Source organism: Dermacoccus sp. Tok2021 (genome assembly GCF_019895135.1).
In the GTDB taxonomy this organism is placed as follows: Bacteria; Actinomycetota; Actinomycetes; order Actinomycetales; family Dermatophilaceae; genus Dermacoccus; species Dermacoccus abyssi.
This window is the reverse complement of sequence record NZ_JAGTHU010000017.1, coordinates 1-24,429: the sequence shown is the minus strand read 5'-3', so window position 1 is coordinate 24,429 and position 24,429 is coordinate 1. Positions and strand designations below refer to the sequence as shown.

Here is a 24,429-nt window from a genome sequence, read left to right as displayed (position 1 = left end):
AGGTTTTTGCACCGATCGGCTGGTCAAGGCGTGCTGGGATCTGACTGCGATCTCTTCGCCTTCTGCCGCGCGTAGTAGGCGCGCGAACGGTTGCGGTCACCGCAGTCGGCCGTGACGCACCACCGGCGGTTCCTTCGCGGTGAGGTGTCGAGGTAGACCCATCCGCAGGCTTCGTCTTCGCATTGGTGCAGGCGGTCGAGGTCATCGCGCGCCATGAACTCGATCAGTGCGATCGCGATGCGATGGCGCACCGTGGCGAGGGTGAGTTCGGTCGGCTGCCAAGACCACCGGGCGCCGCCGTGAGGTGTGCAAAACGGGGCACCCGTGGTGTGCAAGACCCCGAAGGTAGCTCCAAACAGCCCAAGCGGCACAAGGCCATTCGCAATTCGTGAACTACCCACGCGATTGTCAAACGGCATGCAAGCCCCCGAACCAGTAGGTTCGGGGGCTTTGTCGTGACTTGAGGTGTTTCGTGAGTCGTCGGAGGGATCTGACGCACGACAAGGCGCGTCACCTTGAGCCGATGGGCGTGCTCGGGGAAGCTGTGGCGCGCGGGCGCCGGGACGCCGTCTACGTCGCCGCCGCTTACGCCTGCGTCGCGGAGTACAAGCTCCGGTAGGTAGCTGGACTCACCCCGACATCCCGCTGAAAATGCCGACGTAGGGTGCTCGCGTCGCCGAATCCGCTGTGCCGGGCGACGGCGTCCATGGGCAGATCCGTTGTTTCCAGGAGGTGGCGTGATGCAAGGACGCGCTGGCCCGAGAGCCACGCGTGGGGCGTGGCTCCCACCTCGTCGACGAACCAGCGCGCCAAGGTCCTCTCGGAAACCCCTGCCTGACGTGCCATCGACGCCACCGTGTGAGGCTCCGCGAGGGTTCGCCCGACCGCGTCGAGCAGCGCTCCCAGGCCGCCGCCGACTCGCGGCGGTATCGCCTTGTCGATGAACTGTTTCTGGCCGCCGTCACGGTGAGGTGCGACGACCATGCGACGGGCGATCTTGGTCGCGACAGAGCTGCCGTGTTCGAGGCGGACGAGGTGGAGACAGGCGTCGATTCCTGCCGCGGTCCCAGCGCCGGTGATGACGTTCCCGGCTTGGGCGTAGAGCAGCGAATCATCCACGTGGACGCGCGGAAATCGGTGTTGAAGATGGGCGGCGTATCGCCAGTGGGTCGCCGCTCGGTGCCCGTCGAGCAACCCGGCCCACGCCAGCGCGTACGTTCCCGAGCACATGGACAGGACGTAGGCCCCACGCTCCGAAGCGGAACGCAAGGCATCCAGGACGTCATCTCCGGGTGGCTCGTCCATCGGGGAACTGGGAACGGCCACAAGGTCAGCGGTCGCCGCCCCGTCCAACGTGGATGCTCCGTAGAGCGAGATTCCCGGGACGGTGGCAGCAACCGCAGCGCCCTGCGACGTGCAGATCGTGAAGTCGAACGCCGGGACACCTTCTTCAGTGCGGTCCACCCCGAAGACCTCGACGAGCACGCCCAGCTCGAAGGCCGCTACGGGAGATTGGGCGATGACAGCCACCGAGCGAAGCACGTTGCCAGTGTGGCAGGTTTTGCGCGGACCGTGTCATTTATGCCACTCGTACCGGTGCTGGCCAGAGCGCGACGGTTGAATCATGGCTACCGAACGGACTACTCCTCAGACTTCCGAAATGACCTCTGCCGAACGTCGCACGGGAACGATTCAGCTCGTCATCGCGATGGTGCTCTCCGGGACGATCGGCCTGTTCGTCCTCAAATCCGGTGCAGCACCGGTGACGGCCGCGTGGGCGCGTTGCGTCATCGGCGCGCTGGCGATGGGCCTCGTGTGCGCTCTGTGTGGCTACTTCCGCACCTCGGGGTACACCCCGCGCCTCGTCGGCATCGCGGTTCTCGGCGGACTCGCTCTCGTCGTGAACTGGGCGCTGTTGTTCGCGGCTTACTCGAACACATCGATCGGCATCGCGACCGTGACGTATCACCTGCAACCCTTCATGCTCATCCTCGCGGCGCCACTGGTTCTGAAGGAATCCATCACTCGTCGACAGGGTGCCTGGGTGACGCTCGGTTTCGTCGGTCTCGTCCTCATCGCGCAGCCGTGGCACAGCGCTCCGTCATCGAACTACTTCCTCGGTCTACTCCAGGCGCTCGCAGCGGCAGCGTTTTACGCCGCAGCCACGCTGATCGCGAAGAAGCTGCCCGGCGTGCGTCCACACGTCACCGTTTTCGTGCAGATGATCGTCGGTGTCGTGATCCTCGCGCCGCTCCTTGAGTGGAGCCGGCTGGGTGACGAACTCACCGGAGGCTGGGCGTGGCTGGTGGGCCTCGGGCTGATCCACACGTGCCTCATGTACGTCCTCATGTATTCGGCGTTCCCGCGTCTCGAGGCAGTGACGATCGCCGTCCTGGGTTTCGTCTACCCCGTCGTCGCGCTCGTGGTGGACGTGACGGTCTTCGGCACGCGTCTGGGCGTCGCTGAAATCGCCGGCGTCGCAGCAATCTTGGCCGCCGGTGTGGGTAACGCCCGCCGCGCGTGAGGCACTGCTCACCGAGCCGAGCGGCACCCTGAAACCGTCGCTTCGGTTGAAGAGTTCGTGACGTCCAACCCATCATCGTCGCGTTCCTGGCTGTAGCTGTCCTCCACGAGCGACTTTCCTCCTGGCGCCTGGCCTGGGGTGTCGTCGGTGTGGCCCTGGTCGTCCTCGGTCCCCGCGCAGCCATGGACTCCCTCCGCGTCGCCGCTGGGATCGGCGGCGCCCTGGCCATGGCCACGGGAGTCGTCCTGACGAAGAAGTGGAGCCTGCCCGCGGGCATCTCGGCGATCGCGTTGGCAGGTTGGGACTGTTGAACTGCCAGGTGACAGGTGTCAGACAGCCAAAGCTGCTGTTGCTGTCATGACGGTTTCGAACTCGATCCGGGCCAATTGCCCGAGCCGGTCACGTCTGCCGCGATGGTGTTAGGTGTACTGACCGGGCACGTTGATCAATCGAGAGGAGGGCGGCTGGTTGCCGCAGGCGGTATGCGGACGGTGTTCGTTGTACTGGTGCAGCCAGTCCGGCAGGGCGTCACGTCGTTCTTGCTCGCTGGTGTAACAGCGGGCGTACGCCCACCCGTCGGCCATGGTCCGGTGGAAGCGCTCCACTTTTCCGTTGGTCTGCGGCCGGTACGGACGGGTCCGCTTCGGGGTGATCGATAGGGCCTCGCAGGTGTCGCGCCACAGGTGTGACCTGTAGGCGCCGCCGTTGTCGGACAGGACTCGTTCGATGGTGACGCCGCGGTCTGCGAACCACTCGACCGCCCGGTGCAGAACGGCGACGGCGGTGATGGCGGTCTCGTCGTCGTGGACCTCGGTGTACGCGACGCGGGAGTGGTCGTCAATGACGGTGTGCACGAACGCGTACCCGAGCTTTGGGTTGTGCCATTTGCTCTTCGGCTTCCCGGGCGTGGCGGCGCGGTTGCGTTCGCCTTGGAGTAGGCCGACAAAGCGCCAGCCGCCGCCGTCGGGGATGTTCCCGAGCTTCTTCACGTCCACGTGCACCAGCGAGCCGGGATGCGGATGTTCGTACCGGCGGATCGGCTCACCGGTCGCCCGATCACCGTAGGGCAACCGGTTCAGGCGTGCCGCAGTGAGGATGCGATGAACCGTAGAAGGGGCGATACCGAGCCGTGCCGCGAGCTGGACGGGCCCTTCCCGCAGCCGCATTCGCAGACTGAAGCACCGCTTCTTCACCGCCGGATCGGCCTTGTTCGGCGACGACTTCGGTCGTGACGACCTGTCGTGCATTGAATCGCCGGACAGGTAGCGGTCGACCCAGCGCTTGACCGTGGGCCAGGAGACCTGGAAGCGGGCGGCGACCTCGCTGATCGGGTAGCCGTCGTCGACGACGAGGCGGGCTACCTTGAGGCGGTGGCGCGGTGTCAGTGCCGCGTTCGCGTGTGGCATCGGATTCCTTGCTGGGGTTGGCATCGTTCGGCTGGGGGTGTCGAGCGTGAGGAGTAGTCCTCTCGGCGGGTCACATGTCGAGTCGTGCGGCGAGCGCTCGGCCGGTGTGGGTGTCGGTGGCGGGCAGGTCGGCGGCTGGTCCTTGGTAGGTGATGTGGCCGCCGGCGGGTCCTGCGTCGGGGCCGAGGTCGATGATGTGGTCGGCGGTGGCGATCAGGTTCAGGTGGTGGTCGGCGACGACGACGGTCGCGCCGCCGTCGACAAGGCGGTGGAGCAGGCGGGTCAGGGTGTCGACGTCGCTCATGTGCAGCCCTGTGGTGGGCTCGTCCAGCGCGTAGACGGTGGCGGAGTGCGCGATGCGGGCGGCGAGACGTAGGCGTTGGCGTTCTCCTCCGGAGAGTGTGGACAGGGGTTGTCCGAGGGTGAGGTAGCCCAGGCCGACGTCGACCAGGCTGGCCAGCGGCGGGCCTGCGGGAGTGTTGGTGTAGCGGGTGGCGGCGTCGGCGACCGGCAGCCCGAGGACGTCTGCGATCGTCAGGCCGTCCAGGGTGTGGGTGAGCACATCTGCGGTGTAGCGGGCGCCGTTGCAGGTGGTGCAGGTGACGGGGACGGGGCTGCTTCCGGGGGCGTCGAGGTAGGTGACGCCCAGGCCGGTGCAGTCGGGGCAGGCGCCGGCGCTGTTGGCGCTGAACATAGAGGGCTTTAGTTTGTGTCCGGGGGTGCTGCCTGCTTTGGCGAAGGCGTCTCGGAGCCAGTCCATGACGCCGGTGTATGTGGCGGGGGTCGAGCGTCGTGATCCGCGGATGGGGTGTTGGTCGATGATTGCGATGTCTGCGCGTCGGGGCAGGTTTGCCAGCAGAGACGTCTTCCCGGCGCCGGCGACGCCGGTGATGCAGGTCAGGACGCCCAGGGGGATGTCGGCGTCGAGGTGGTGCAGGTTATGGGTGGTGGCGTCGCGGATGATGAGGGTGCCGGTGGGGGTGCGGGGCATGGTGTTGAGGGTGGGTCGGGCTGCGAGGGCTGCGGCGATGGGGGTGTGCGCGTGGGTGAGCTGGGCGGGGGCGCCCTGGAAGGTGATGGTGCCGCCGGCGGTGCCGGCGCCCGGGCCTAGGTCGATGACGTGGTCGGCGGCGGTGATGACGTCGGGGTGGTGCTCGACGACTAGGACGGTGTTGCCCTTGTCGCGTAGTGCGTGCAGGAGCGTGACGATCTGGGCGGTGTCGTGGGCGTGAAGGCCGGCGGCGGGTTCGTCGAAGACGTAGGTCAGGTCGGTGAGGGCTGAGTCGAGGTGAAGGACGGTGCGGATGCGTTGTCCCTCGCCGCCGGACAAAGTGGAGGTGGAGCGATCCAGGGCGAGGTAGCCCAGGCCGACGCGGGTGAGATTGGCCAGTAGGGACTGCAACTGGGTGATGAGCGGTGCTGCGGTTGGTAGGTCGAGGTCCTCGAGCCAGCGGTGGAGGTCCGTTGCGGCCATGGCGTGGCAGGTGGTGATGGGGGTGTTGTCGATGGTGCAAGCGCGTGCGGCTGTGTTCAGGCGGGTGCCGGCGCAGTCGGGGCAAGGACCGGTGGTTGCGACGCGCTCGAGGGCGTCGCGCACGCGTGGTTTGAGGGCAGCGGGGTCTTTGGACAGGTACAAACGGGTGATCTTGGTCAGGACTCCTTCGTAGGCCATGGGGTAGGTGCCGGTATCGACGTTTGGTCCGGTGCCGGTCAGGAGGTGCTCGAGCTCGGCTGGGGTGTATGACTGCACGGGCTTGTCGTTGTCGAAGGCCCCGCTGCGGGCGTAGACCTTCCAGAACAGGGAGCCGACGGTGAAGTTGGGGAAGGTGATCGCCCCGTCGTTCAACGACAGGGATCGGTCCAGGACGAGATCAACATCGAGGGTGGCGGTGCGCCCGATGCCTTCGCAGGCCGGGCACATCCCGGTGGCAGCGTTGAAGGACAGCGCGTGAGGTCCGGGTACGGGTGGGGTGCCGTGCCCGGCGTAGAGCTGGCGTAACAGGGACCAGGCGTCGGTCGCGGTCCCGACGGTGGACCGGGGGTTGGCGCCCAGGGGCGCCTGGTCGACGACGATCGAGGCGCTGAGTCCTTCAAGGGTGTCGACGTCGGGGCGTGGCAGGTGGGGCATGAGGTTCTGGACGAAGGCCGGGTAGGTCGCGGCGAGCAGCCGCTGGGACTCCGCTGCGATCGTGTCGAAGGCGAGGGAGGACTTACCCGATCCCGAGACCCCGGTCACCACGGTGAGCTTCCTCTTGGGGATATCGACGTCGACATCGCGCAGGTTGTTCGTGCGGGCGCCGCGCACCCTGATGACGCCGCTGTCCGACATGGGCTGCTCCTGGTGGGTCTTGGGGGTCATCGGTTCACTCCTGGTGGGTCGCTGCGGTCTTGGGCAGGGCGAGCATCGCGACGGCCGCAAGCAGGTAAGTGGCGACCTGCCAGGGCATCGCCTGGGCCAGTGCGTGACCGAACAGCTCGGCCGGTGGGGTCGCTGTGCCAGCGCTCGAGGTGGCGTTGAAGAAGACAGTGCCCAGGACGGCGACGCCGACCGCTCCGCCGATCTGGTTGACGGTGGACAGCACCCCGCCGGCGGCGCCGGCGCGGCGGCCGGGAACGCCGGCCAGGACGACGTTGACCAGGATCGGCGCGGCCAGTCCCAGGCCGAGACCGCCGAGGAACATGGCGGCGGCGAGGGGCCAGTAGCCGGGGGTGGCGCCGTCGCGGACGAGCCACCACAGCAGCGCCTGAGACGCGGCCAGAGTCAGCGAGCCGGTGACGAGCAGGGCTCGCCCGGCCCTCGCGGCGAGGGCGACACCCGCACCGGAGGTGAGCATCGAACCTAGGGCGTAGGGCAGGATCACCAGGCCCGTGTCCCAGGCCGAGCGGCCGGTTCCGGCCTGCAGGTAGATCGACAGGACGAGGAAGAACGAGGCAAGGCCACCGAAGAACAGCACCGACGCGCCCAGGCCGGCGACGAAGGGTCGGACCTTCAGCAGGTCGGGGGCGAGCACAGGCTCGCCGCCGCGGCGTGCGAGGGCGCTCTCGAAGCGCAGGAACCCGGCCAGGACGAGCACGCCGGCGGTCAGCAGAGCCCAGCCCCAGGTGGGCCAACCCCAGTCGCGACCCTGGACGAGGGGCAGCAGCACCAGCAACACCCCGACGGAAGCGAGCAGGGCCCCAATGACGTCTAGGCGCGAGTGGGCCGCAGCGCGGGACTCGGGCAGGACCCGCCAACCCAGCACGAGAGCGACAACGGCGACGGGGATGTTGATCCAGAAGATCGTGCGCCAGCCCAGGCCCGCCAGGTCGGCATCGACCAGTGCTCCGCCGACCAGGGGTCCGGCGACCGAGGCCAGGCCCTGGACGGCGCCGTAGGCGCCGAAGGCCTTGGCCATCGCCGCCGGCTCGAAGGAGGAGCGGATGATCCCGAAGACCTGCGGGACCATGAACCCGCCCGCGAGTCCCTGGAGTGCCCGAACGGCGATGAGCGCACCTGCGGTCGGGGCGAGGGCGCATGCGGCCGACGCGACGGCGAAGGCGGTCAGGGCGGCCAGGAACACTCGGCGTCGTCCGTAGTCGTCACCAAGACGCCCACCGGTGATCAGGCCGGAGCCGAGCGCCAGCGTGTACGCGGCGAGCATCCACTGCAGCTGTGACGGTGACGCGTGCAGATCCGCTGCGATATGCGGGGCCGCGACCGTGACGATGGTGACGTCGAGCAGGTCCATGAACGAGGCGAACAGCACGACCAGCAGCGCGAGCGAGGCCGCCCGGCCGCCGACCCGAGCATCCGCTGCGGTGTCTTGAGGAGAAGTCATGGACTGACCATGCCGCTGGTTCAGGACATCGAATGACCACAACTAGCGCCATGCTGGGGGCATGGCCGATACCTCCGCCCGCATCCTGCGGCTGCTGTCACTGCTCGAGGCGCGCGTCGAGTGGCCTGGGGGCGAGCTCGCCGAACGGCTCGTGGTGTCGGCGCGGACCGTGCGCCGCGATATCGACACGCTGCGCGAGCTCGGCTACCCCGTCGAGGCCGTCCCCGGTCCCGGCGGTGGCTACCGGCTCGGCGCCACCGGCAAGCTCCCGCCCCTGGTGCTGGACGACGACCAGGCCATCGCCATCGCGCTGGCCTTGCAGACCGCACCGGCTACCGTGACCGGAATCGACGACGCCGTCGCCAGGGCGCTGACGACCTTGCGCCAGGTCATGCCCGCGCGGCTGCGCGCCGCCAGCGAGGCCTTCGAGGTCACCGCATTGCGCAACTATTGGGAGTTCTCGGCGCCACCCATAGACGTCGCCACACTGCAGGCAGTCGGGTCCACGATCCGCACGAGCTCCTGCCTGCGGTTCGACTACGCCGACCCCGACGGGCGGGTCCCCGCGCCGGGCGACGCCAACTTCCGACCGCCCCACGACGTCGAGCCCCACCACCTCGTCGTGTGGGCCGGCCGCTGGTACCTCGTCGCCCGCGACCGCAACCACGCCACCTGGGGCACCTACCGGGTCGACCGTATCCGCCCCAAGACCCCCGCCGGCCGCCCCTTCACCCCCGCCCCTCTCGACCCCGACGACCTGAACCGGCTCGTCGTGCAGAACCCCGACCGGGGCGACACCCCCGGCCAGTGGCAGTGCGTCGGCACCGCGACGCTCGCGCTGTCCGCGGACGTCGTCGCCCGCTGGGCCCCCGGCGGGTCCGTTGTCGCCCCCATTGACCGGCATTCTTGCCGCCTGACGATCGGGGGGTGGTCCTGGGCTGGAGTCGCTGGCCTCTTCATTACCTTCGACACGGACCTCACGAATGTCGAGCCGTCCGAACTACGCGACGCCTTCGCGACCATCCGGCGACGCCTGGAACTTGCCTCGCCGGCGAGACTACGCCCACGACGCCAAGAATGACGGGCACATACCCGTCCCGAAGAGCCAGGATTCTCCGTACCCGCCGCCACGATGACGTCGCTGGCTGGCGCACAGCCGGTCGATCAACGTCCCCGGTCAGTACACCTAGTGCTCGACTGGAACCACCTCTCAGCACGTCGCGTCGACGCTACTGCGTCGCCCCTGGACGACCCACTCGACACGCCCGCAGCACAGGCCATGTGACGTGCCCCGGCTTCCTGGACGGTCGGGGTCGGGTGGCTGTGATGTGTCGCTGCGTTCTCGTCGAGGGGGTCAGCAGACTCGATCAGGGTCGATTGGGATGAGACGCGAAGGCGCTCAGGTCAAGGCGGCCGCAGCCGGCCGGCGGGGTAGCGTCGGTCACGTCGAGGTCTTTGGATGGATGGCGTAGGAACCTCCATCGTCGGGAGACCTCGACGTCTACCTGCGGACCGACGCGCCCGGCCGACCTACACCCTCATCTGGGAAGAGCCCCATTCCCATGCCCGCCAGCCAATAGGAAGGCCGCGAGAGGCAGCTCCCGCTATCAGAAGGGCTGTTCGAGCTGTCCTCAGGCACCGACGGAAGCAGAAATACACGAATCCCGGCCCGAGATCTCTCTCGGGCCGGGATTAGTGAAGTCAAGTCCACACATTTCGTGAACTACCCCGCGTGCGCGAGGGGGGATTTGAACCCCCACGCCCTTTCGGACACTGGCACCTGAAGCCAGCGCGTCTGCCGTTCCGCCACTCGCGCGAGTGCTCACCTATCATTCCCTACCGCCACACGGTTCGCCAAATCGGCGGGGTGCGCGTCGCCCCGGCCGCCGAGCCGGGCGTCAGACCGGCTCCTCAGCAGGCGCACAGGCACGCGCGGAGTGCAGGAATTCAGCGGTTCCCCGTGGCCGACGGCTACGATCGAATCCCTGGTTCACCCGACCAGACCGGCGTGCTGCCCGCACACCACCGACGCACAGGCCGCCCACCGACGGAACCACCGCGCCGCGAGGGGAGTCGAAGGCCGTGAGGCCCACCGGCATCCACGCCGGCCACGACACAACGAGGAGGCACCCATGGGGTTGTTCGACAAGCTCGAGAGCAAACTCGAACAAGGTGTCAACGGCGCCTTCGCCCGCGCCTTCAAGAGCGAGGTGCAGCCGGTCGAGATCGCCTCCGGCATCCGCCGCGCCATGGACGACCGCGCAGCCTCCGTCGGCCGCGGCAAGCGCCCCATCGTGCCCAACCTCTTCACGATCGAGCTCTCCCCCACCGACTACGACCGCCTCTCGGCCTGGGGTGACGAACTCGACGACGAACTCATCGCGAGCGCCCAGGAACACGCCGACGAGCAGCGCTACTCGCCCGGCGGCCCGTTCACCATCGTCCTGCAGGAATCCGAGACCCTCGAGACCGGCGTCTTCCGCCTGCGCCCCGCCACCGCGAAGGCCGCCGAAGCCCTCGCGCAGCAGCGCGCGAACGTCCGTCCCCGCAACCAACAGGACGAGCGCAACTCGCACGACTCCTCCAACCGCGGGCCCCGCCCCGGCCGCGACGCCGGCCGCCCGGCCGTTGCTGCCGCCGGAACGGCCGCAGGCGCGGGCGCCGCAGCACCCGCCAGCCGTGGCTTCGGCTCTCGCATCAAGGACTACCTCACCGGCTACGCCCCCGACGACGCCGCGCAGCCGGCCCCGGGTGAGCAGCCACAGCCGCGTGAACCGCGCGAAGACATCCGCCGCGACGACCGTCAGGCACACGGCACCAACGGCGACTACGGATACGACGACCGCTCGCACGCCCCCGATCCCTTCGAGGGCAACACCAACCGTGCGGCCTCGAGCCTCGGCGGCGCCTACTCGTGGGACGCTGCCGGGTCGGACGCGCCGCGCCGTCAGGAGCACGACGCACACGACGGCCACGACGAGTACGACGGCTTCGCCGACGAGCGTGGCTACGAGCGCGCCGGCCACGACGTCGACAACGGGTACGCCGACGACGCGTATGACAACAACGACTACGGCAACGGCTTCGACGACGCCCACCCCGACAACCGCGCCACCGGCCGCGGCCTCGCGTGGGACGACGATGACGACTACGGCGACCCAACCGGTTTCTCCCCGGCCGAGGAGCCGCAGGACTCCACGGCACGTCACATCCCCGCCGGCGGCGGCGCACGCCCGCCGCGCCCCGTCTCGCCGCGTGAGCGCCCCTGGCTCAAGATCGACGGCCAGCGCTACCCGCTGCTCGGAGCCATCACCGTTCTCGGCCGCGACGACGAAGCCGACATCATCATCGACGACCCGGGCGTCAGCCGAAGCCACAGCGAAATCCGCATCACCCACGACGGCCCCCACCTCGTGATGAGCGCGCGCGACCTCGCCTCCACCAACGGCACCTACGTCAACGGTGAACGCATCGACTCCACCCACGTCCACGACGGCGACCGGCTCACCCTGGGCCGCACGTCGATGACGATCCACCTGGGAGACCGCACGTGAACGAACTGACGCTGACGGCCATCCGCATCGGCCTCCTCGCCCTCCTGTGGTTCTTCGTGTTCGCGGTCGTCGGCGTCCTGCGCGGAGACCTCTACGGAGCGAAGACCGGTGGCGGACGCGCCTCGCGCGCCTCCTCGCGTGAGCGCGGCGCCAAGACGCCGCGCGCCGTGAAGAAGGGCCCGACGCACGTGGCCGTCATCGAGGGCGCCATGCGCGGCACGACACTGCCGCTCACCGAATCCGGCGTCCTGCTCGGGCGCAACCCCGAGTGCTCTCTCGTCCTGTCCGACGATTTCGCCTCCGGGCGTCACGCACGCATCTACCCCGAGGCCGACGGCTGGTACCTCGACGACCTCGGTTCCACCAACGGCACGTACATCGGCGCCGAACGCATCGGCGAGCACGTCCACGTCGACGCGGGAACCCGCATCCGTATCGGCCGCACCGTCCTCGAGCTGAGGAAGTGACCCCATGCCCATCGCCCTGAGATTCGCCGCTCGTTCCGACGTCGGCCTCGGCTCGAAGAAGCGCAACGAGGACTCCGGCTACGCGAGCAACACAATGCTCGTGCTCGCCGACGGCATGGGCGGCCACGCCGCCGGTGACATCGCCAGCTCCACCGTCGTCGGCCAGATCGTGCCCCTCGACGGTGACGACGTCGGCGCGGACGACGTCCTCGACCAGCTCGCGGACCGCATCCACCTCGCCAACGAGAAGCTGCGCAGCGAGATGGACGCCGACCCGACCCGCGAAGGCATGGGCACGACGCTCATCGTCCTCATGAAGGCCGGCCGTCAGCTCGCCATGGCCAACATCGGCGACAGCCGCGCCTACCAACTGCGTGACGGCAAGTTCACGCAGATCACGAAGGACCACTCCTTCGTCCAGAGCCTGCTCGACTCCGGCCGCATCACCCCCGACGAGGCCGTCCACCACCCGCAGCGCAGCCTCGTCACCCGCGTCCTCACCGGCCGCGAGAACGACGTTCCTGACCTTTCGCTGCGCGAGGCCCGCATCGGCGACCGTTTCCTCCTGTGCTCCGACGGCCTGTCGGACTACGTCGGCGGTCGCACGATCGAGGAGATCTTCACCTCCGGCAAGCCGATCGACCGCGTCGCCGACGAACTCATCGAAATCGCCCTCAAGGCCTCGACGCTCGACAACGTCACCGTCGTCGTCGGCGAGGTCGCCGACAGCGACGAGCTCGACCTCTCGAGCAAGCCCGCCGTCGTCGGCGCCGCCGTTGCACACGGCGTCACCGAGGCCGTGCCGGTGCGCGACCAGACGCCCGCCGAGAAGGCCCGCGCTCTCTCGCGCGAAGTTTCCGACGACGAGGACGAGGAGACCGAGGAGCACAGCGGCGCCCAGCTCGCCGAGGACGGCCCCCGCCGTCGCGCCCGGTTCTACGCCGCCATCGCCGCACTGGTCGTCCTCGCGGCCCTCGCCGTCGCCGCGATCTGGGGCTGGACGTGGTCGCAGAGCCAGTACTTCGTCAAGGATTCCGGCGGACGAGTCACCATCCACCAGGGCGTCGACGGTGGCTTCGGCCCGCTCGAGCTCAGCCATGTGGAGGAGAAGACGGACATCCCGACGGCCGACCTGCCCGAGTTCTGGCGCACCAAGGTCAAGGCCGGCCTCGAGGCCTCCAGCGACTCGGAAGCCGCGGCCACCGTCGAACGTCTCCGGGCGGAGATGGTGAAGTGCCTCGCCGCCTCACCGAACGGAAGCGAGTGCAAGCAGTGAGTCTCGGCCTCACCCGCACCACCTCCGGCACGAAACGCGGCACCGAGCTCTTCCTCCTCGGCTTCGCGGTCGTCGTCGTGCTGTTCGCCTACGCCAGCGTCGGCCTCGCCATCGACGGCACGCTGCCGGCGGACATCATGACCCTCGGCATCGGTCTCGGAGTTCTCGCGCTCGTGTTCCACCTCGTCGTGCGCATCGTCGCGAGCTACGCCGACCCCGTCCTCCTGCCGACGGCGACGCTGCTCAACGGCCTCGGCCTCGTCATGATCCACCGCATCGACGTCGCCCGCGGCCGCGACATCATGGAGGGCGCCGCGCTGCGTCAGCTCATGTGGTCGACGATCGCCGTTGGCGCCGCCATCACGCTGCTGTTCCTCATCCGCGATCACCGCAAGCTGCGACGCTACACGTTCACGTTCGCCGCAGCCGGTCTCGCGCTGCTCATGATGCCGATGCTCCCGTTCATCGGTATGAACATCAACGGCAACCGCATCTGGATCCACATCGGCCCGCTCAGCTTCCAGCCGAGCGAGGTCGCCAAGATCCTCCTGACGATCTTCTTCGCCAGCTACCTCGTGCAGACGCGTGACGCGCTCTCCCTCGTCGGCAAGCGCTTCCTCGGCTTCCCCCTGCCGCGTGCCCGCGACATGGGCCCCATCATGTTCGCCTGGCTCATGTCCCTGGCCGTCCTCGTCTTCGAGAAGGACCTCGGCACCTCGCTGCTGTTCTTCGGCCTCTTCGTCGCGATGCTCTACGTCGCCACCGAGCGGCGCAGCTGGGTGGCCATCGGCCTCATCCTGTTCTTCACCGGCTGCTACGTGGCCTACCTGCTCTTCGCGAACTTCCAGAACCGCGTCGCGCTGTGGCTCGACCCCTTCACGCCCGGCCAGTCGGACCAGGTCGCGCGCTCCCTCATGGGCCTCGCGTTCGGCGGCATCACCGGCACCGGCCTGGGCCGCGGTTACCCGACCTTCAACTACTCCGAAGCGAACTCCGACTTCATCATGTCGAGCTTCGGTGAGGAGATCGGTCTCGCCGGCATCATGGCGATGATCGTGCTGTTCGCCATCATCGTCGAGCGCGGCCTGCGCATCGGCATCGCCTGCCGCGACGGCTTCGGCAAGCTGCTCGCCACCGGCCTCGCGTTCTCCGTGTGCCTCCAGTGCTTCGTCGTCCTCGGCGGCATCACCCGCGTCATCCCCCTCACCGGTCTGACGACACCGTTCCTCTCCGCCGGTGGTAGCTCGCTCCTCGCGAACTGGGCCATCATCGCCCTGCTGCTGCGCATCTCCGACCAGGCCCGGCGCCCGAGCGTCGCCGAGACCGACCCGACCCGTGGAAGCGACGACACCCAGGTGGTGAAGGTTCGATGAACACGCCCATCCGACGTCTCGGCTTCGTCGTCGCAGCCCTGTTCTGCTCCGTCCTGCTCGCCGCGAGCTACATCCAGGTGCTGCAGGCCAAGTCGCTCAACAACCGCCCGGGCAACACGCGCATCATCAACGCCGGGTACAAGATCGAGCGAGGCTCGATCCTCGTCGACGGCAAGGCCATCGCCACGAGCCGCAAGTCGAACGACAAGTACGTCTACGAGCGTCAGTACACAAACGGCAGCCTCTACGCCCCCGTCACCGGCTACAGCTCACTCGTCTACGGCAACGGCGGCGGCCTCGAAGGTGCAGAGAACGAAGTGCTCACCGGCACGAGCGACTCGCTGTTCTACCGCCGCCTCGTCGACGTCGTCACCGGTAAGCCCAAGCAGGGCGCCAACCTCGAGCTGACGATCAACCCCAAGATCCAGCAGGCCGCCGCGCAGGCCCTCGGCAACCGCCGCGGCGCCGTCGTGGCGCTCGACCCGAAGACGGGCGCCGTGCTCGCCATGGTGACCTCGCCCTCCTACGACCCGAACAACCTCGCCTCGCATGACACCGAGGCCGTGACGAAGACGTGGACGCAGATGAACGCGGCCGCGAACCAGCCCATGGTCAACCGCACCATCGGCGGCACTCTCTACCCGCCGGGTTCGACCTTCAAGCTCGTCACCTCGGCCGCCGCGCTCGAATCCGGCAACTACTCGAACTCCTCGACGTTGCCCGGCCCGGCCACCCTGCGTCTGCCCCAGACGACGCACTCCCTGCCGAACGACGACGGGCGCGCGTGCGGCCCCAACGACGAGACGTCGCTCCTGCACGCCCTCGAGGTCAGCTGCAACACCGCCTACGCCCAGCTCGGCATGGACCTGGGCCAGGACAAGCTCGCCTCCCAGGCCAAGAAGTTCGGTTTCGGTGACGTCATGCGCGTGCCGATGCGGGTCACGCCCAGCACGTTCCCGACCCAGCTCAACGAGCCCCAGACGGCGATGTCGGCCATCGGCCAGTACGACGTGCGTGTCACGCCGCTGCAGATCGCGATGATCTCCGCCACCATCGCCAACGGGGGCAACCAGATGCAGCCGTACCTCGTGAAGAACGTCGTCGACTCCGACCTCGACGTCATCAAGTCGACCGACCCGAAGGTGCGCGCCAAGCCGATCTCCGGGCAGACCGCCGACTCCCTCACCGAGATGATGGAAGCCGTCGTCAACAACGGCACCGGTAAGCAGGCCGCCGTCCCCGGCGTCCAGGTCGCCGGCAAGACGGGTACCGCGCAGGGCGACACGAAGAACGCCGCCGACCTGTGGTTCACCGGTTTCGCGCCCGCCAACGACCCGAAGATCGCCCTCGCCATCGTCCTCGAGAACGGCGGAGACCAGGGCGTCGAAGCCCTGGCCGGCTCCGTCGCCGCACCCGCTGCACGCCAGATCTTCGAGGCGGCCGTGCGATGACGGAGACCGCAGCCGCGAGCGCCGCGACGAACCACCCACCGGCGAACCACGCACGAACGACCCGACGACCGACCACCCCGACGAGATCTCAGGAGGAGACCGCATGAGCACGGCACCACGCATTCTCGGCGGGCGCTACGAGGTCGGTGAGCTCATCGGTCGCGGTGGCATGGCCGAGGTTCACGCCGGCCACGACACCCGTCTCGGACGCTCCGTCGCCATCAAGATCCTGCGCTCCGACCTCGCGCGCGACCCCTCCTTCCTCCAGCGCTTCCGCCGCGAGGCGCAGTCGTCGGCCGGGCTCAACCACGCCAACATCGTGGCCGTGTACGACTCGGGTGAAGACACCTTCGTCGAGGCCGGCGGCGGCACCGTCGACATCCCCTACATCGTCATGGAGTACGTCGACGGCCAGACGCTGCGCGAGATCCTCAACGACGAGAAGAAGCTCAGCTCGGACGAGGCCTGCCGTGTGACGATGGGCATCCTGTCGGCCCTCGAGTACAGCCACTCCAAGGGCATCGTCCACCGCGACATCAAGCCCGGAAACGTCATGGTGACGCGCGGCGGCAACGTTAAGGTCATGGACTTCGGTATCGCGCGAGCCCTCGCCGACGTCGGCGCGACGATGACGTCGGCCCAGGCCGTCGTCGGTACCGCCCGCTACCTCTCCCCCGAGCAGGCCCAAGGCGAGAGCGTCGACCCGCGCACCGACCTGTACTCCGCCGGTTGCGTGCTCTTCGAGCTGCTCACCGGGCGTGCGCCCTTCGTCGGTGAGCCGGTCAGCCTCGTCTACCAGCACATCGGGGAGCAGCCGCAGCCGCCGTCGCTGTACGAGCACTCGGTGTCACCCGAGCTCGACGCCGTCGTCCTGCACTCGCTCGAGAAGAAGCGGGACGCTCGCTACCAGAGCGCCGGCGAGTTCCGTTCGGACGTGCTCGCGGCTCGCTCCGGCCAGGAGATCTCCGCGGCCGCCCTCGCGAGTACCCAGGCCGCAGGCGACAGCACGGAGGTCGTCAACTACACGCGCCGCGGCGCAGCTCTCGCGGCCGCCGACCACACGGCGGAACTCGACGAGCGTCACGAGCCGAAGCGTTCGCGCGGCGGTCTGTGGGCTCTCGCCGTCATCGCGGCCCTCGCCGCCATCCTCGGCATCGGCTACCTCTTCATGAACCCGAGCGGCACCACCGACCAGGTCACGGTGACGAAGGTCGAAGGCATGACCTACGACCAGGCCTTCTCGACTCTGTCGCAGGACTTCACGGTCGAGCGCAAGGAGACGTCCTCCGACCAGAGCGAAGGCACCGTCGTCGGGCAGGACCCGCCGGGCGGCACCAAGGCCGACCGCAATTCCACCGTCACGCTCACCGTCTCGACGGGCCCGGACTCCGTGAAGGTGCCCGACGTCGTGGGCGACTCGGTCGCGACAGCGCGCCAGACCCTCATCTCCGCAGGTATCGACGCCGACCGCATCAAGGTCTCCTCGGAGAAGAAGGACGACAGCGGCGTCGACTCGGGCAAGGTTGCCGAGACCAACCCCAAGGCCGGTTCGACGCTCGGTGCGAGCAACGAGATCACGCTCTACCCGAGCAGCGGCAAGGTCACCGTGCCCGACCTCGTCGGCAAGACCCAGGACGAGGCGACGCAGGCGCTCTACAAGGCGCACCTGTCGATCAGCGTGACCTACGAGCGCACGGGCGACGAGACCAAGCAGGGCAAGGTCATCTCCGTGCCCGATCAGGGCAAGAAGGTGGACAACGGCACGGCCGTGGTCGTCGTGGTCGGCCAGAAGCCCGAGGCCACCGTCACGGCGACGCCCTCACCGACGTCGACACCGTCCTCCTCGTCGTCGAGCTCCAGCTCCTCGAGCAGTTCCACCTCCTCGAGCACCAAGCCGAGTTCGCCGAGTTCGCCGAGTGACACGACCGAGCTCACGCCGTCGAACACGGCGAGCCCGCCGAACGAGGACGACTAGTCACGAAGACCTCGAAGGGCCACCCCGATTCGGCCGGGGTGGTCCTTCGACGTCGGTGTCGCGTTGCCGGGCGACGGCGGGTCAGCTCGCGCGCACGAGCGGCACCATGTCGTGACTCGCCTCGACGGCCGTCGTGGAGCCGCACATCCGCAGCCAGTTGGCGAGCATGCGGTGACCACCGACCGTCATGACGCTCTCGGGGTGGAACTGCACGCCGTGCAACGGCAGGTCCCGGTGATGGGCCGCCATGATGATTCCGGTGTCAGTGCGACCGTTGACGACGAGTTCGTCGGTGACGGTGGCCGGGTCGATCGTCAGCGAGTGGTAGCGCGTGGCGGTGAACGGGTCGGAGAGACCCTCGAGCACGCCCGTGCCGTCGTGGAAGACCTCGGACGTCTTGCCGTGCAGCAACTCCGGCGCACGCCCCACCGTCGCGCCCGTGACGACGCCGAGGGCCTGGTGGCCGAGGCACACCCCGAGCATCGGCTGGTTGCGCTCGCCGCACGCCTCGATCATCTTCATACTGACGCCGGCGTCCTCCGGGGTGCCGGGACCGGGCGAGACGAGCACGCCGTCGAAATCGGCGCCGTCGGCCGCGCTGATCGCGTCGTTGCGCACGACGGTCGTCTCGGCGCCCAACTGCTGGAGGTAGCCGACGATCGTGAAGACGAAGCTGTCGTAGTTGTCGACGACGAGAATGCGCGGCGAGTCGGTCATGCCCACCAGTCTAGGTGCGCCCATCTCGCACGGCCCAGCGCCGCCGTCAGCGCTGGGCCCGGGCGTACTTCAGGGAGAGCGAGCCGGTGAACGCGGGGAAGGACGCGTTCTGCTCCGTCTTGACGTCGTAGCCCAGCCCGACGAGGTCGACGTACTGCTTGTAGATCTTCACCGCTTCGTCGTCGTCGAGGGCTGCCTTGAGCTTCACCGGGTCGCCGATGGCCTTGATCGTGAACGGTGGGCTGTAGACACGACCCTGAAGGATGAGGGTGTTGCCGACGCAGCGCACCGCGCTGGTCGAGACGACGCGCTGATCCATGAGCATCATGCCGCGAGCGCCCGCGCGCCACAGGGCGTTGACGACGGCCTGCACGTCCTGCTGGTGGACGACGAGCCAGTCGGGTGTGCCGTCTTCGGGCAGCTGGTCGACGCTCTTCTTGCTGTCGTCGAGGGTGACGGTGATCGCCTGCCCCGTCAGCGGCGCGAGACCGGCCGGGTCCTCCTCCTTCGACGCCTGAGCGTTGATCTTGGACGCCTGGGCGGCTGGTCCGTCCTTCTTCGCGGCGGCGCTCTGCGCCTGTTCGACCTGACGGCGCAGGCTTGCGACGGACTGCTGCTTCTCCTTGACGCGTCGGTCGGCTCCGGCGACGACGTCGCTGAGCTGTGTGTTGCCCGAGCGCAGATCGGTGCCGTGGGCCGCACGCGAACTGACGGCGAACATGAGGCCGGCCACGAGCGTCACGATCGGGACGGCGACCTGCCAGGGCTTCACGCGGCGGCGCGAGGGCATCCGGACACCCTCGTTCTGCTCGACGCCGGGCGCTTCGTTCGGTGCGTCATTCGGCGCGTCGGTCGCGGGAGTGCTGGGCGAATCGGCCACGCTGACGCCTCCTTCATGCTGCGTACCGGCGAGTGAGTCAACTAGGCTCTCACCCTAGTTGACTCACCTCCAGAACGCCTGACACGGAAGGGGTACCCCGTGGCCCGTAAGAACTCCGACGCCGCTGCGCGCGCCGCCTCCGGAGGCGGCCTCAACCCCAGGTGGTGGGTGCCGACCGCTCTCGGCCTCATGCTCCTCGGCCTCGTGTGGGTCATGACGTACTACATCAGTTCGGGCGCGTACCCGATCCCCAACGTCGATGCGATCAACATCGTCGTCGGCTTCGCCTTCATCATGGTGGGATTCATCATGATGACGCGCTGGAAGTAGCGCTCCTTCGACTTCGTCGGATGCCCTCGGCCCTGTTGGGTCGAGGGCATCCGACGTTGTGGGATGTTTTCCCCAGAGTTATCCACAGCCTGTGTGTAATTACACGGCTGTCGTTTTCCACAGCTGTGGACAAACATGGGGACAACGCGTGGATGGCCCGGGGACAAGCGTCAAGATCAGTGGAAAACCGGTGGTCCACCGGTGGAAAAGGGCAGGTCAGCTGGGGACAACTCATGTGACTCACCGGGCTCGGCCCCACGACACGCCGCTCATTCCGCGGGTTTCTCCACACCCATGCCTGTGGAAACTGTGGAAAACCCTGGTTTCGGACGACGTTGACGGGGTCTTCCACAGCTGGGGACGACGCTTGCTCGGTTTGTCTTGCCCCATCTAGAGCTGAGGCGAGAGATGTGGATAGGTTCTCATCGACGTTGCGGCGAACTGCGAGCGTTCACCACGCCATGGAACCGTCCTGATGACGAACTGCCCTCTGGACGGCGGCGGCATCGCGGCGCACACTCAGGTCAGAGGTATGTGAAGCGGACGTCGGTGGCCACGCTGGGCCTGGCTGCCGTGGTGACGGGCTGGACCTACGCGACGCCCGGCGAGTCGCCCGGGCCGTTCAAGCTCTACACGCACTGCGGTGTGCGCGAACTCAACAGCAACGGCACCTGGTACGTCCGCGAGGGCGGCCCCCTCGCGAGCGAGGCCGGGACGCCGAAGGGGTGGGACGACCCCTATCAGCGCGGCTGGGTCGTCATCGACGGCAACCGTGCCACGTTCCGGGACAGCTCGGGCCGCAAGGAGACCTTCGTCGAGCGTCCAGGAGCCACGAAACCCCTCGCCGTCTGTTCTTGTCCGAGTTCGGCACGATGCATCACTCTGCCCACATCTTGCACCTGACTTAGACAGCACAAGAGGGCTTCATCGAACACTCGACGAAGCCCTCTTGGCGTGACGTCCTGGTGTCAGCGCACGATCTGGATCCAGCTGAGGTCGGCCATCGCGAAACTGACGTAGGCAGCTGCGAACAGTAGCGCGGCAAGACCACCGAGCAGACCGAGCTGGATCGCCGTCGAGCGGCGGCGAACGGCGTACAACAGGCCGGCCGCGATGCCTCCGACGATCGCGCCACCGAGGTGTGCCTGCCACGCCACGTTGCTCATCGTGAAGCCCAGCACGACGTTGATGGCGATGAGGGTGAGCATCGGGCCGATCTCGCGCCCCAGGTGCCGGTTGAGCACGATGACGGCGACGAACAGGCCAAACACACCACCGGACGCACCGACGAGCGGAGTCGCCCATCCCGACGCGTAGAGGTCGCCACCCCGAACGGGCGCCGAAGTCAGCAGTTGATAGCCGACCGACCCACCGAGCACCGCCACGAGGTAGAGGGCCGCGAAGCGGAGACGGCCCAACATCGGCTCGAGGTACTGCCCCATGAAGTACAGCGCCATCATGTTGAAGAGCAGATGGATGACGTTGCTGCGGTCGTGCGCGAAGCCGCTCGTGATGTAGCGCCACGGCTCGTCCTGGGCTGCCAGGGCGATGAAAGCTACGTTGCCGAAGAAGCTCCAGCTCATTAGCTCGCCCACCCAGACGGCCACGCAGATGCCGATGATGCCGAAGGTCACGAGCGGGCGTCCGGGCGCGGCGGGCATGCCTAGCTCCGACCGCTGCGTCGGCATCGGGTTCGCCTTGCGCTCGGCAGCGACGCAGTCGACGCACTGGAACCCGACCGAGGCCGGCACCTGGCACTGCGTGCACGCCGGACGTCCGCAGCGCTGGCAGCGCGTGTAGGCCGCGACCTCCGGGTGCCTCGGACACACCGGGATCCCTTGCTCGTCGTACGAACCGTTGTCCAGCGGAACGCTCATCGTTCTCGTCTCTGCCCTTCTCATGCGTGTGGCCCCGTCGTCATGACAACGACGGGGCCACACGATTGTCTCCCGCACCCTCACACCGTTCGGAGCGAGGGCACGGATGCGATCACTCGGAGATGGTGACGCTCTCGATGACGACCGGCTCGACCGGCTTGTCCTGGCCGCCCGTGCGGACGGCGGCGATCTCGTCGACGACCTTCTTGGACTCGTCGTCGGCCACCTCGCCGAAGATCGTGTGCTTGCCCTGCAGCCAGCTCGTGTCGGCAACCGTGATGAAGAACTGCGAGCCGTTCGTGCCCTTGCCCATGCGCTTACCGGCGTTGGCCATGGCGAGCATGTAGGGCGAGTTGAAGTTCAGCTCGGGCGAGATCTCGTCGTCGAACGTGTAGCCGGGGCCACCGATGCCGATGCCCTGCGGGCAGCCGCCCTGGATCATGAAGCCCGGGATGATGCGGTGGAACGTGAGGCCGTCGTAGAACGGCTGCGGGTTGGTGCGGCCGGCGTCGTCCTTGTACTCCTTCGTGCCCTTGGCGAGGCCGACGAAGTTCTCGACGGTCTTCGGCGCCTGGGTCGGGAAGAGGTTGATGTTGATGTCACCGTGGTTGGTGTGCAGTGTCGCGATCATGACACCCAGTGTTCCACGTGAAACGCACACGGGCACGGCGGCCTCGCGGGTGTTCACACTCGGCGGAAGCCCGGGCGTCACGAGGCAGGCGTCTCCGTCCCTTGAGGTGGGCCCGGCCGACATCCCCACCGTCCGACCTGCCGAACCGGTTGGTAAGCGGGCAGCGAACAAGGCAGGATGAGAGGCAGAAGAGTATCCACCCGCAGGAGAGGAACAGCCGTGCTGTGGAAATACGAACCCACCAAGACCGAGAAGGCCAAGGAGGCTGCGCTCACCGCGGTCGACCTGGCTTCGACGAAGGCCGCTGAGGCCAAGGCGAAGACCGAGAAGGACATCGTCCCCACCCTCGCAGAGAAGGCCGAGGAGGCCCGCGACTTCATCATGGAGAAGGCAGAGGAAGCCCGCGAAGCCGCTGCGCCGCACCTCGAGAAGGTTGCCGACGCCACTGCCGACCAGCGTGAGGCTGCCGCCGACAAGGTGAGCGTGGCCAAGGCCGTCGCCGCCGCGAAGATCGCCGACGTCGCCGAGTCCGCTGCCGACGCGCGTGACGAGGCCGAGAAGAAGGGCCGCAAGACTGCGAAGAAGGCAGACAAGAAGTCGTCCAAGTTCGCGAAGCAGGCCGACAAGCGCGCCGAGAAGACAAAGAAGAAGGCCGACAAGAAGGCTGCCGCTCTGGCGGGCTTCCTCGGTGCCAAGGCATCGCGCGCGGAAAAGAAGGCGACGAAGAAGTTCGGCGTCGACACGCGCCAGGACGTCGCCTACAAGGCTGCTGCCCTGAAGGGCCAGGCCCAGCAGGTCGCCGAGGACAAGGGCCTCACGGCCGACAACGCTCGCGACTTCTACAAGGACGAGCTGCTCCCGCACCTCAAGGAGATCCTCGCGACGGCCGCTGCCGCCGGCACCGCCGCCTCGCACAACGTCGTGGGTCAGCTTCCCGACGGTGCGCAGGAGCAGGTCGCGCGCTACGCCCCGGCTCTCGCACCCAAGAAGAAGAAGGGTGGCTTCCTCATCGTTGTCGGTGCGGCCGCCCTCGCCGGTGCCGGCTACCTCGTGTACGCCGACCAGCAGAAGAAGAAGGCCAAGAACGCCCAGCTCTCCGAGGCTGCCATCGCGGACAGCAAGGCTGACCGTTCGGACGAGATGACGATCAACAACCCCGTCACCGACTTCAACAAGGCCGATGACACCACGATGGTGCGCCCTGCGGGCGACGGCACGGCCGAGCCGGCAGGTGGCCCGGGCACCGCTGCCACGTGGACCGAGGCCGAGGAGTCGGGCCACATGTCCACCGAGGCACTCGAAGGTGAGACGCGCAGCTCGCGTCGCGCCGCCCGCGGCGACATCTGACATCAGTCGCTCCGCTTGAGGGGTCGCTTCCTGCTGGAGGCGGCCCCTCGTCATGTGCCTGCTCCTGACGCGTCGTGTGAGCGCCTTCCCCGACGCCCGGGCCCGGCTTCGGCGCTGCGTTGCACCAAAGGTCGATCGCTGCTTCTTTAGGTTGATAGACCAATAACTAGATTCTGCTAGCCGAGGGAATCGGCGCGTCCCATCGGGGTAACCCTGTTCGACGTCGTCGTCAGCGGAACGCCGCCTCGCGCCCACAGCGTGGCAGGCACGCGCGGATTCGGTGACGCCGGCCGTACAGTCCGTTCATGGCGCACTTCCTCAGCTTCGTCGCGTTCGCGACGGCCATTGCGGTGGCACCGGGCCCGGACACGTTCCTCACGCTGCGCAACACCGTCATCGGTGGCCGCGCGCGAGGGCTGTGGACGACGCTCGGCATCGGGGTCGCCGGTGCCACCCAGGGCGTCCTCGCCGCGGCGGGGCTGGGCGCGATCATCGCCCGTTCGGAGCCTGTGTTCCAGACGATCCGCTGGCTCGGTGTCGCCTACCTCATTTATCTCGGCGTCATGGCGCTGCGTACGGCCATCAAGGCGCGCGGCGAGGGCTGGGCCATGACGCCGGAAGCGACGCCGCGGAGCCCGCGCCGCTCGTTCCGTCAGGGATTCCTGTGCAACATCACGAACCCGAAGGTGCTCGCGTTCAACCTCGCGGTGCTGCCGCAGTTCGCCGGCCCTGGCACAGGGATGCTCACGCTCCTCGCCTACGCCCTCACCCTGACGATCGTCGGCACGATCGTGCTGCTCGCC

23 protein-coding genes and 1 tRNA gene are annotated in these 24,429 nt (G+C 67.9%); 14 read left to right on the top strand and 10 right to left on the bottom strand.

The genetic code is table 11. The annotated features are described in order from the left end of the window. Positions 1-23: 23 nt before the first annotated feature. Positions 24-251, bottom strand: a complete 228-nt coding sequence (locus K9D12_RS10675) for a CGNR zinc finger domain-containing protein (protein ID WP_370633494.1) — start codon at positions 249-251, stop codon at positions 24-26. A 221-nt stretch (positions 252-472) separates the two neighbouring features. Between K9D12_RS10675 and K9D12_RS10670 the strand changes: the two genes are divergently transcribed. Beyond that, positions 473-619: a hypothetical protein gene (locus K9D12_RS10670; protein ID WP_182434825.1), complete on the top strand. Its 147-nt coding sequence runs from the start codon at positions 473-475 to the stop codon at positions 617-619. Here K9D12_RS10670 and K9D12_RS10665 read toward each other — a convergent pair. After that, positions 586-1,542 (bottom strand): helix-turn-helix domain-containing protein, encoded by a 957-nt coding sequence (locus K9D12_RS10665; protein ID WP_223060180.1) that lies wholly within the window; start codon positions 1,540-1,542, stop codon positions 586-588. The genes K9D12_RS10670 and K9D12_RS10665 overlap by 34 nt on opposite strands. Positions 1,543-1,660: 118 nt before the next feature. Between K9D12_RS10665 and K9D12_RS10660 the strand changes: the two genes are divergently transcribed. Both K9D12_RS10660 and K9D12_RS15085 read left to right on the top strand, forming a co-directional pair. After that, on the top strand, positions 1,661-2,524 hold the full coding sequence (locus tag K9D12_RS10660) for a DMT family transporter (protein ID WP_223060179.1): 864 nt from the start codon (positions 1,661-1,663) through the stop codon (positions 2,522-2,524). A 182-nt stretch (positions 2,525-2,706) separates the two neighbouring features. After that, positions 2,707-2,835: a hypothetical protein gene (locus K9D12_RS15085; RefSeq protein ID WP_255573084.1), complete on the top strand. Its 129-nt coding sequence runs from the start codon at positions 2,707-2,709 to the stop codon at positions 2,833-2,835. A gap of 108 nt (positions 2,836-2,943) precedes the next feature. Here the strand turns inward: K9D12_RS15085 and K9D12_RS10650 are convergent, their stop codons facing one another. The 3 genes from K9D12_RS10650 to K9D12_RS10640 all read right to left on the bottom strand — a co-directional run bounded on the left by K9D12_RS10650 (position 2,944) and on the right by K9D12_RS10640 (position 7,748). After that, positions 2,944-3,930, bottom strand: a complete 987-nt coding sequence (locus K9D12_RS10650) for an IS481 family transposase (protein WP_223060178.1) — start codon at positions 3,928-3,930, stop codon at positions 2,944-2,946. Between the two features lie 70 nt (positions 3,931-4,000). Continuing rightward, on the bottom strand, positions 4,001-6,289 hold the full coding sequence (locus K9D12_RS10645; RefSeq protein ID WP_225911171.1) for an ATP-binding cassette domain-containing protein: 2,289 nt from the start codon (positions 6,287-6,289) through the stop codon (positions 4,001-4,003). A 4-nt stretch (positions 6,290-6,293) separates the two neighbouring features. Continuing rightward, complete coding sequence (locus tag K9D12_RS10640) at positions 6,294-7,748, bottom strand: MFS transporter (RefSeq protein WP_223060177.1); 1,455 nt, start codon at positions 7,746-7,748, stop codon at positions 6,294-6,296. A gap of 61 nt (positions 7,749-7,809) precedes the next feature. Between K9D12_RS10640 and K9D12_RS10635 the strand changes: the two genes are divergently transcribed. After that, positions 7,810-8,829, top strand: coding sequence for a YafY family protein (locus K9D12_RS10635; protein ID WP_223060176.1), 1,020 nt, complete (start codon positions 7,810-7,812; stop codon positions 8,827-8,829). 652 nt (positions 8,830-9,481) lie between these two features. Here the strand turns inward: K9D12_RS10635 and K9D12_RS10630 are convergent. Further along, positions 9,482-9,564 (bottom strand) — tRNA-Leu (locus K9D12_RS10630). A gap of 316 nt (positions 9,565-9,880) precedes the next feature. Between K9D12_RS10630 and K9D12_RS10620 the strand changes: the two genes are divergently transcribed. The 6 genes from K9D12_RS10620 (at position 9,881) to pknB (ending at position 17,844) form a co-directional block, all read left to right on the top strand. Further along, positions 9,881-11,302 (top strand): FhaA domain-containing protein, encoded by a 1,422-nt coding sequence (locus K9D12_RS10620; protein ID WP_370633493.1) that lies wholly within the window; start codon positions 9,881-9,883, stop codon positions 11,300-11,302. Beyond that, on the top strand, positions 11,299-11,769 hold the full coding sequence (locus K9D12_RS10615; protein ID WP_118913903.1) for an FHA domain-containing protein: 471 nt from the start codon (positions 11,299-11,301) through the stop codon (positions 11,767-11,769). The genes K9D12_RS10620 and K9D12_RS10615 overlap by 4 nt, the downstream gene beginning before the upstream one ends. A 4-nt stretch (positions 11,770-11,773) precedes the next feature. Beyond that, entirely contained in the window at positions 11,774-13,045 is a 1,272-nt protein-coding gene (locus tag K9D12_RS10610; protein WP_223060175.1) for a PP2C family serine/threonine-protein phosphatase, read from the top strand. After that, positions 13,033-14,418, top strand: a complete 1,386-nt coding sequence (locus K9D12_RS10605) for an FtsW/RodA/SpoVE family cell cycle protein (RefSeq protein WP_240730231.1) — start codon at positions 13,033-13,035, stop codon at positions 14,416-14,418. The genes K9D12_RS10610 and K9D12_RS10605 overlap by 13 nt, the downstream gene beginning before the upstream one ends. Further along, the gene (locus K9D12_RS10600) at positions 14,415-15,869 is read left to right on the top strand and encodes a penicillin-binding protein 2 (RefSeq protein ID WP_118913907.1); all 1,455 of its coding nucleotides are present in this window, start codon (positions 14,415-14,417) and stop codon (positions 15,867-15,869) included. Before K9D12_RS10605 ends, K9D12_RS10600 begins: the two co-directional genes overlap by 4 nt. Before the next feature lie 103 nt (positions 15,870-15,972). Next, a complete protein-coding gene (gene pknB / locus K9D12_RS10595; RefSeq protein ID WP_129666283.1) occupies positions 15,973-17,844 on the top strand; it encodes a Stk1 family PASTA domain-containing Ser/Thr kinase in 1,872 nt (623 codons plus the stop codon). 81 nt (positions 17,845-17,925) lie between these two features. On the opposite strand, the gene K9D12_RS10590 is transcribed toward pknB, so the two are convergent. Together K9D12_RS10590 and K9D12_RS10585 are read right to left on the bottom strand one after the other, a co-directional pair. Further along, a complete protein-coding gene (locus K9D12_RS10590; RefSeq protein WP_047310845.1) occupies positions 17,926-18,561 on the bottom strand; it encodes an aminodeoxychorismate/anthranilate synthase component II in 636 nt (211 codons plus the stop codon). A gap of 46 nt (positions 18,562-18,607) precedes the next feature. Next, positions 18,608-19,441, bottom strand: a complete 834-nt coding sequence (locus K9D12_RS10585; protein ID WP_240730230.1) for a DUF881 domain-containing protein — start codon at positions 19,439-19,441, stop codon at positions 18,608-18,610. A 99-nt stretch (positions 19,442-19,540) separates the two neighbouring features. Between K9D12_RS10585 and K9D12_RS10580 the strand changes: the two genes are divergently transcribed. Continuing rightward, positions 19,541-19,771 carry a cell division protein CrgA gene (locus K9D12_RS10580; RefSeq protein ID WP_047310846.1) on the top strand — a complete coding sequence of 77 codons (231 nt, stop codon included), beginning with the start codon at positions 19,541-19,543 and terminating at the stop codon, positions 19,769-19,771. A 534-nt stretch (positions 19,772-20,305) separates the two neighbouring features. Continuing rightward, a complete protein-coding gene (locus K9D12_RS10575; RefSeq protein ID WP_129666281.1) occupies positions 20,306-20,674 on the top strand; it encodes a hypothetical protein in 369 nt (122 codons plus the stop codon). 65 nt (positions 20,675-20,739) lie between these two features. Here the strand turns inward: K9D12_RS10575 and K9D12_RS10570 are convergent, their stop codons facing one another. After that, entirely contained in the window at positions 20,740-21,648 is a 909-nt protein-coding gene (locus tag K9D12_RS10570; protein WP_047310847.1) for a rhomboid family intramembrane serine protease, read from the bottom strand. Between the two features lie 112 nt (positions 21,649-21,760). Then, on the bottom strand, positions 21,761-22,279 hold the full coding sequence (locus tag K9D12_RS10565) for a peptidylprolyl isomerase (RefSeq protein ID WP_118913920.1): 519 nt from the start codon (positions 22,277-22,279) through the stop codon (positions 21,761-21,763). 219 nt (positions 22,280-22,498) lie between these two features. Between K9D12_RS10565 and K9D12_RS10560 the strand changes: the two genes are divergently transcribed. After that, positions 22,499-23,626 (top strand): hypothetical protein, encoded by a 1,128-nt coding sequence (locus K9D12_RS10560; protein WP_129666279.1) that lies wholly within the window; start codon positions 22,499-22,501, stop codon positions 23,624-23,626. A 305-nt stretch (positions 23,627-23,931) separates the two neighbouring features. Further along, positions 23,932-24,429 (top strand): LysE family translocator (locus tag K9D12_RS10555; protein WP_129666278.1); only part of this gene is annotated, 498 nt, incomplete at its 3' end.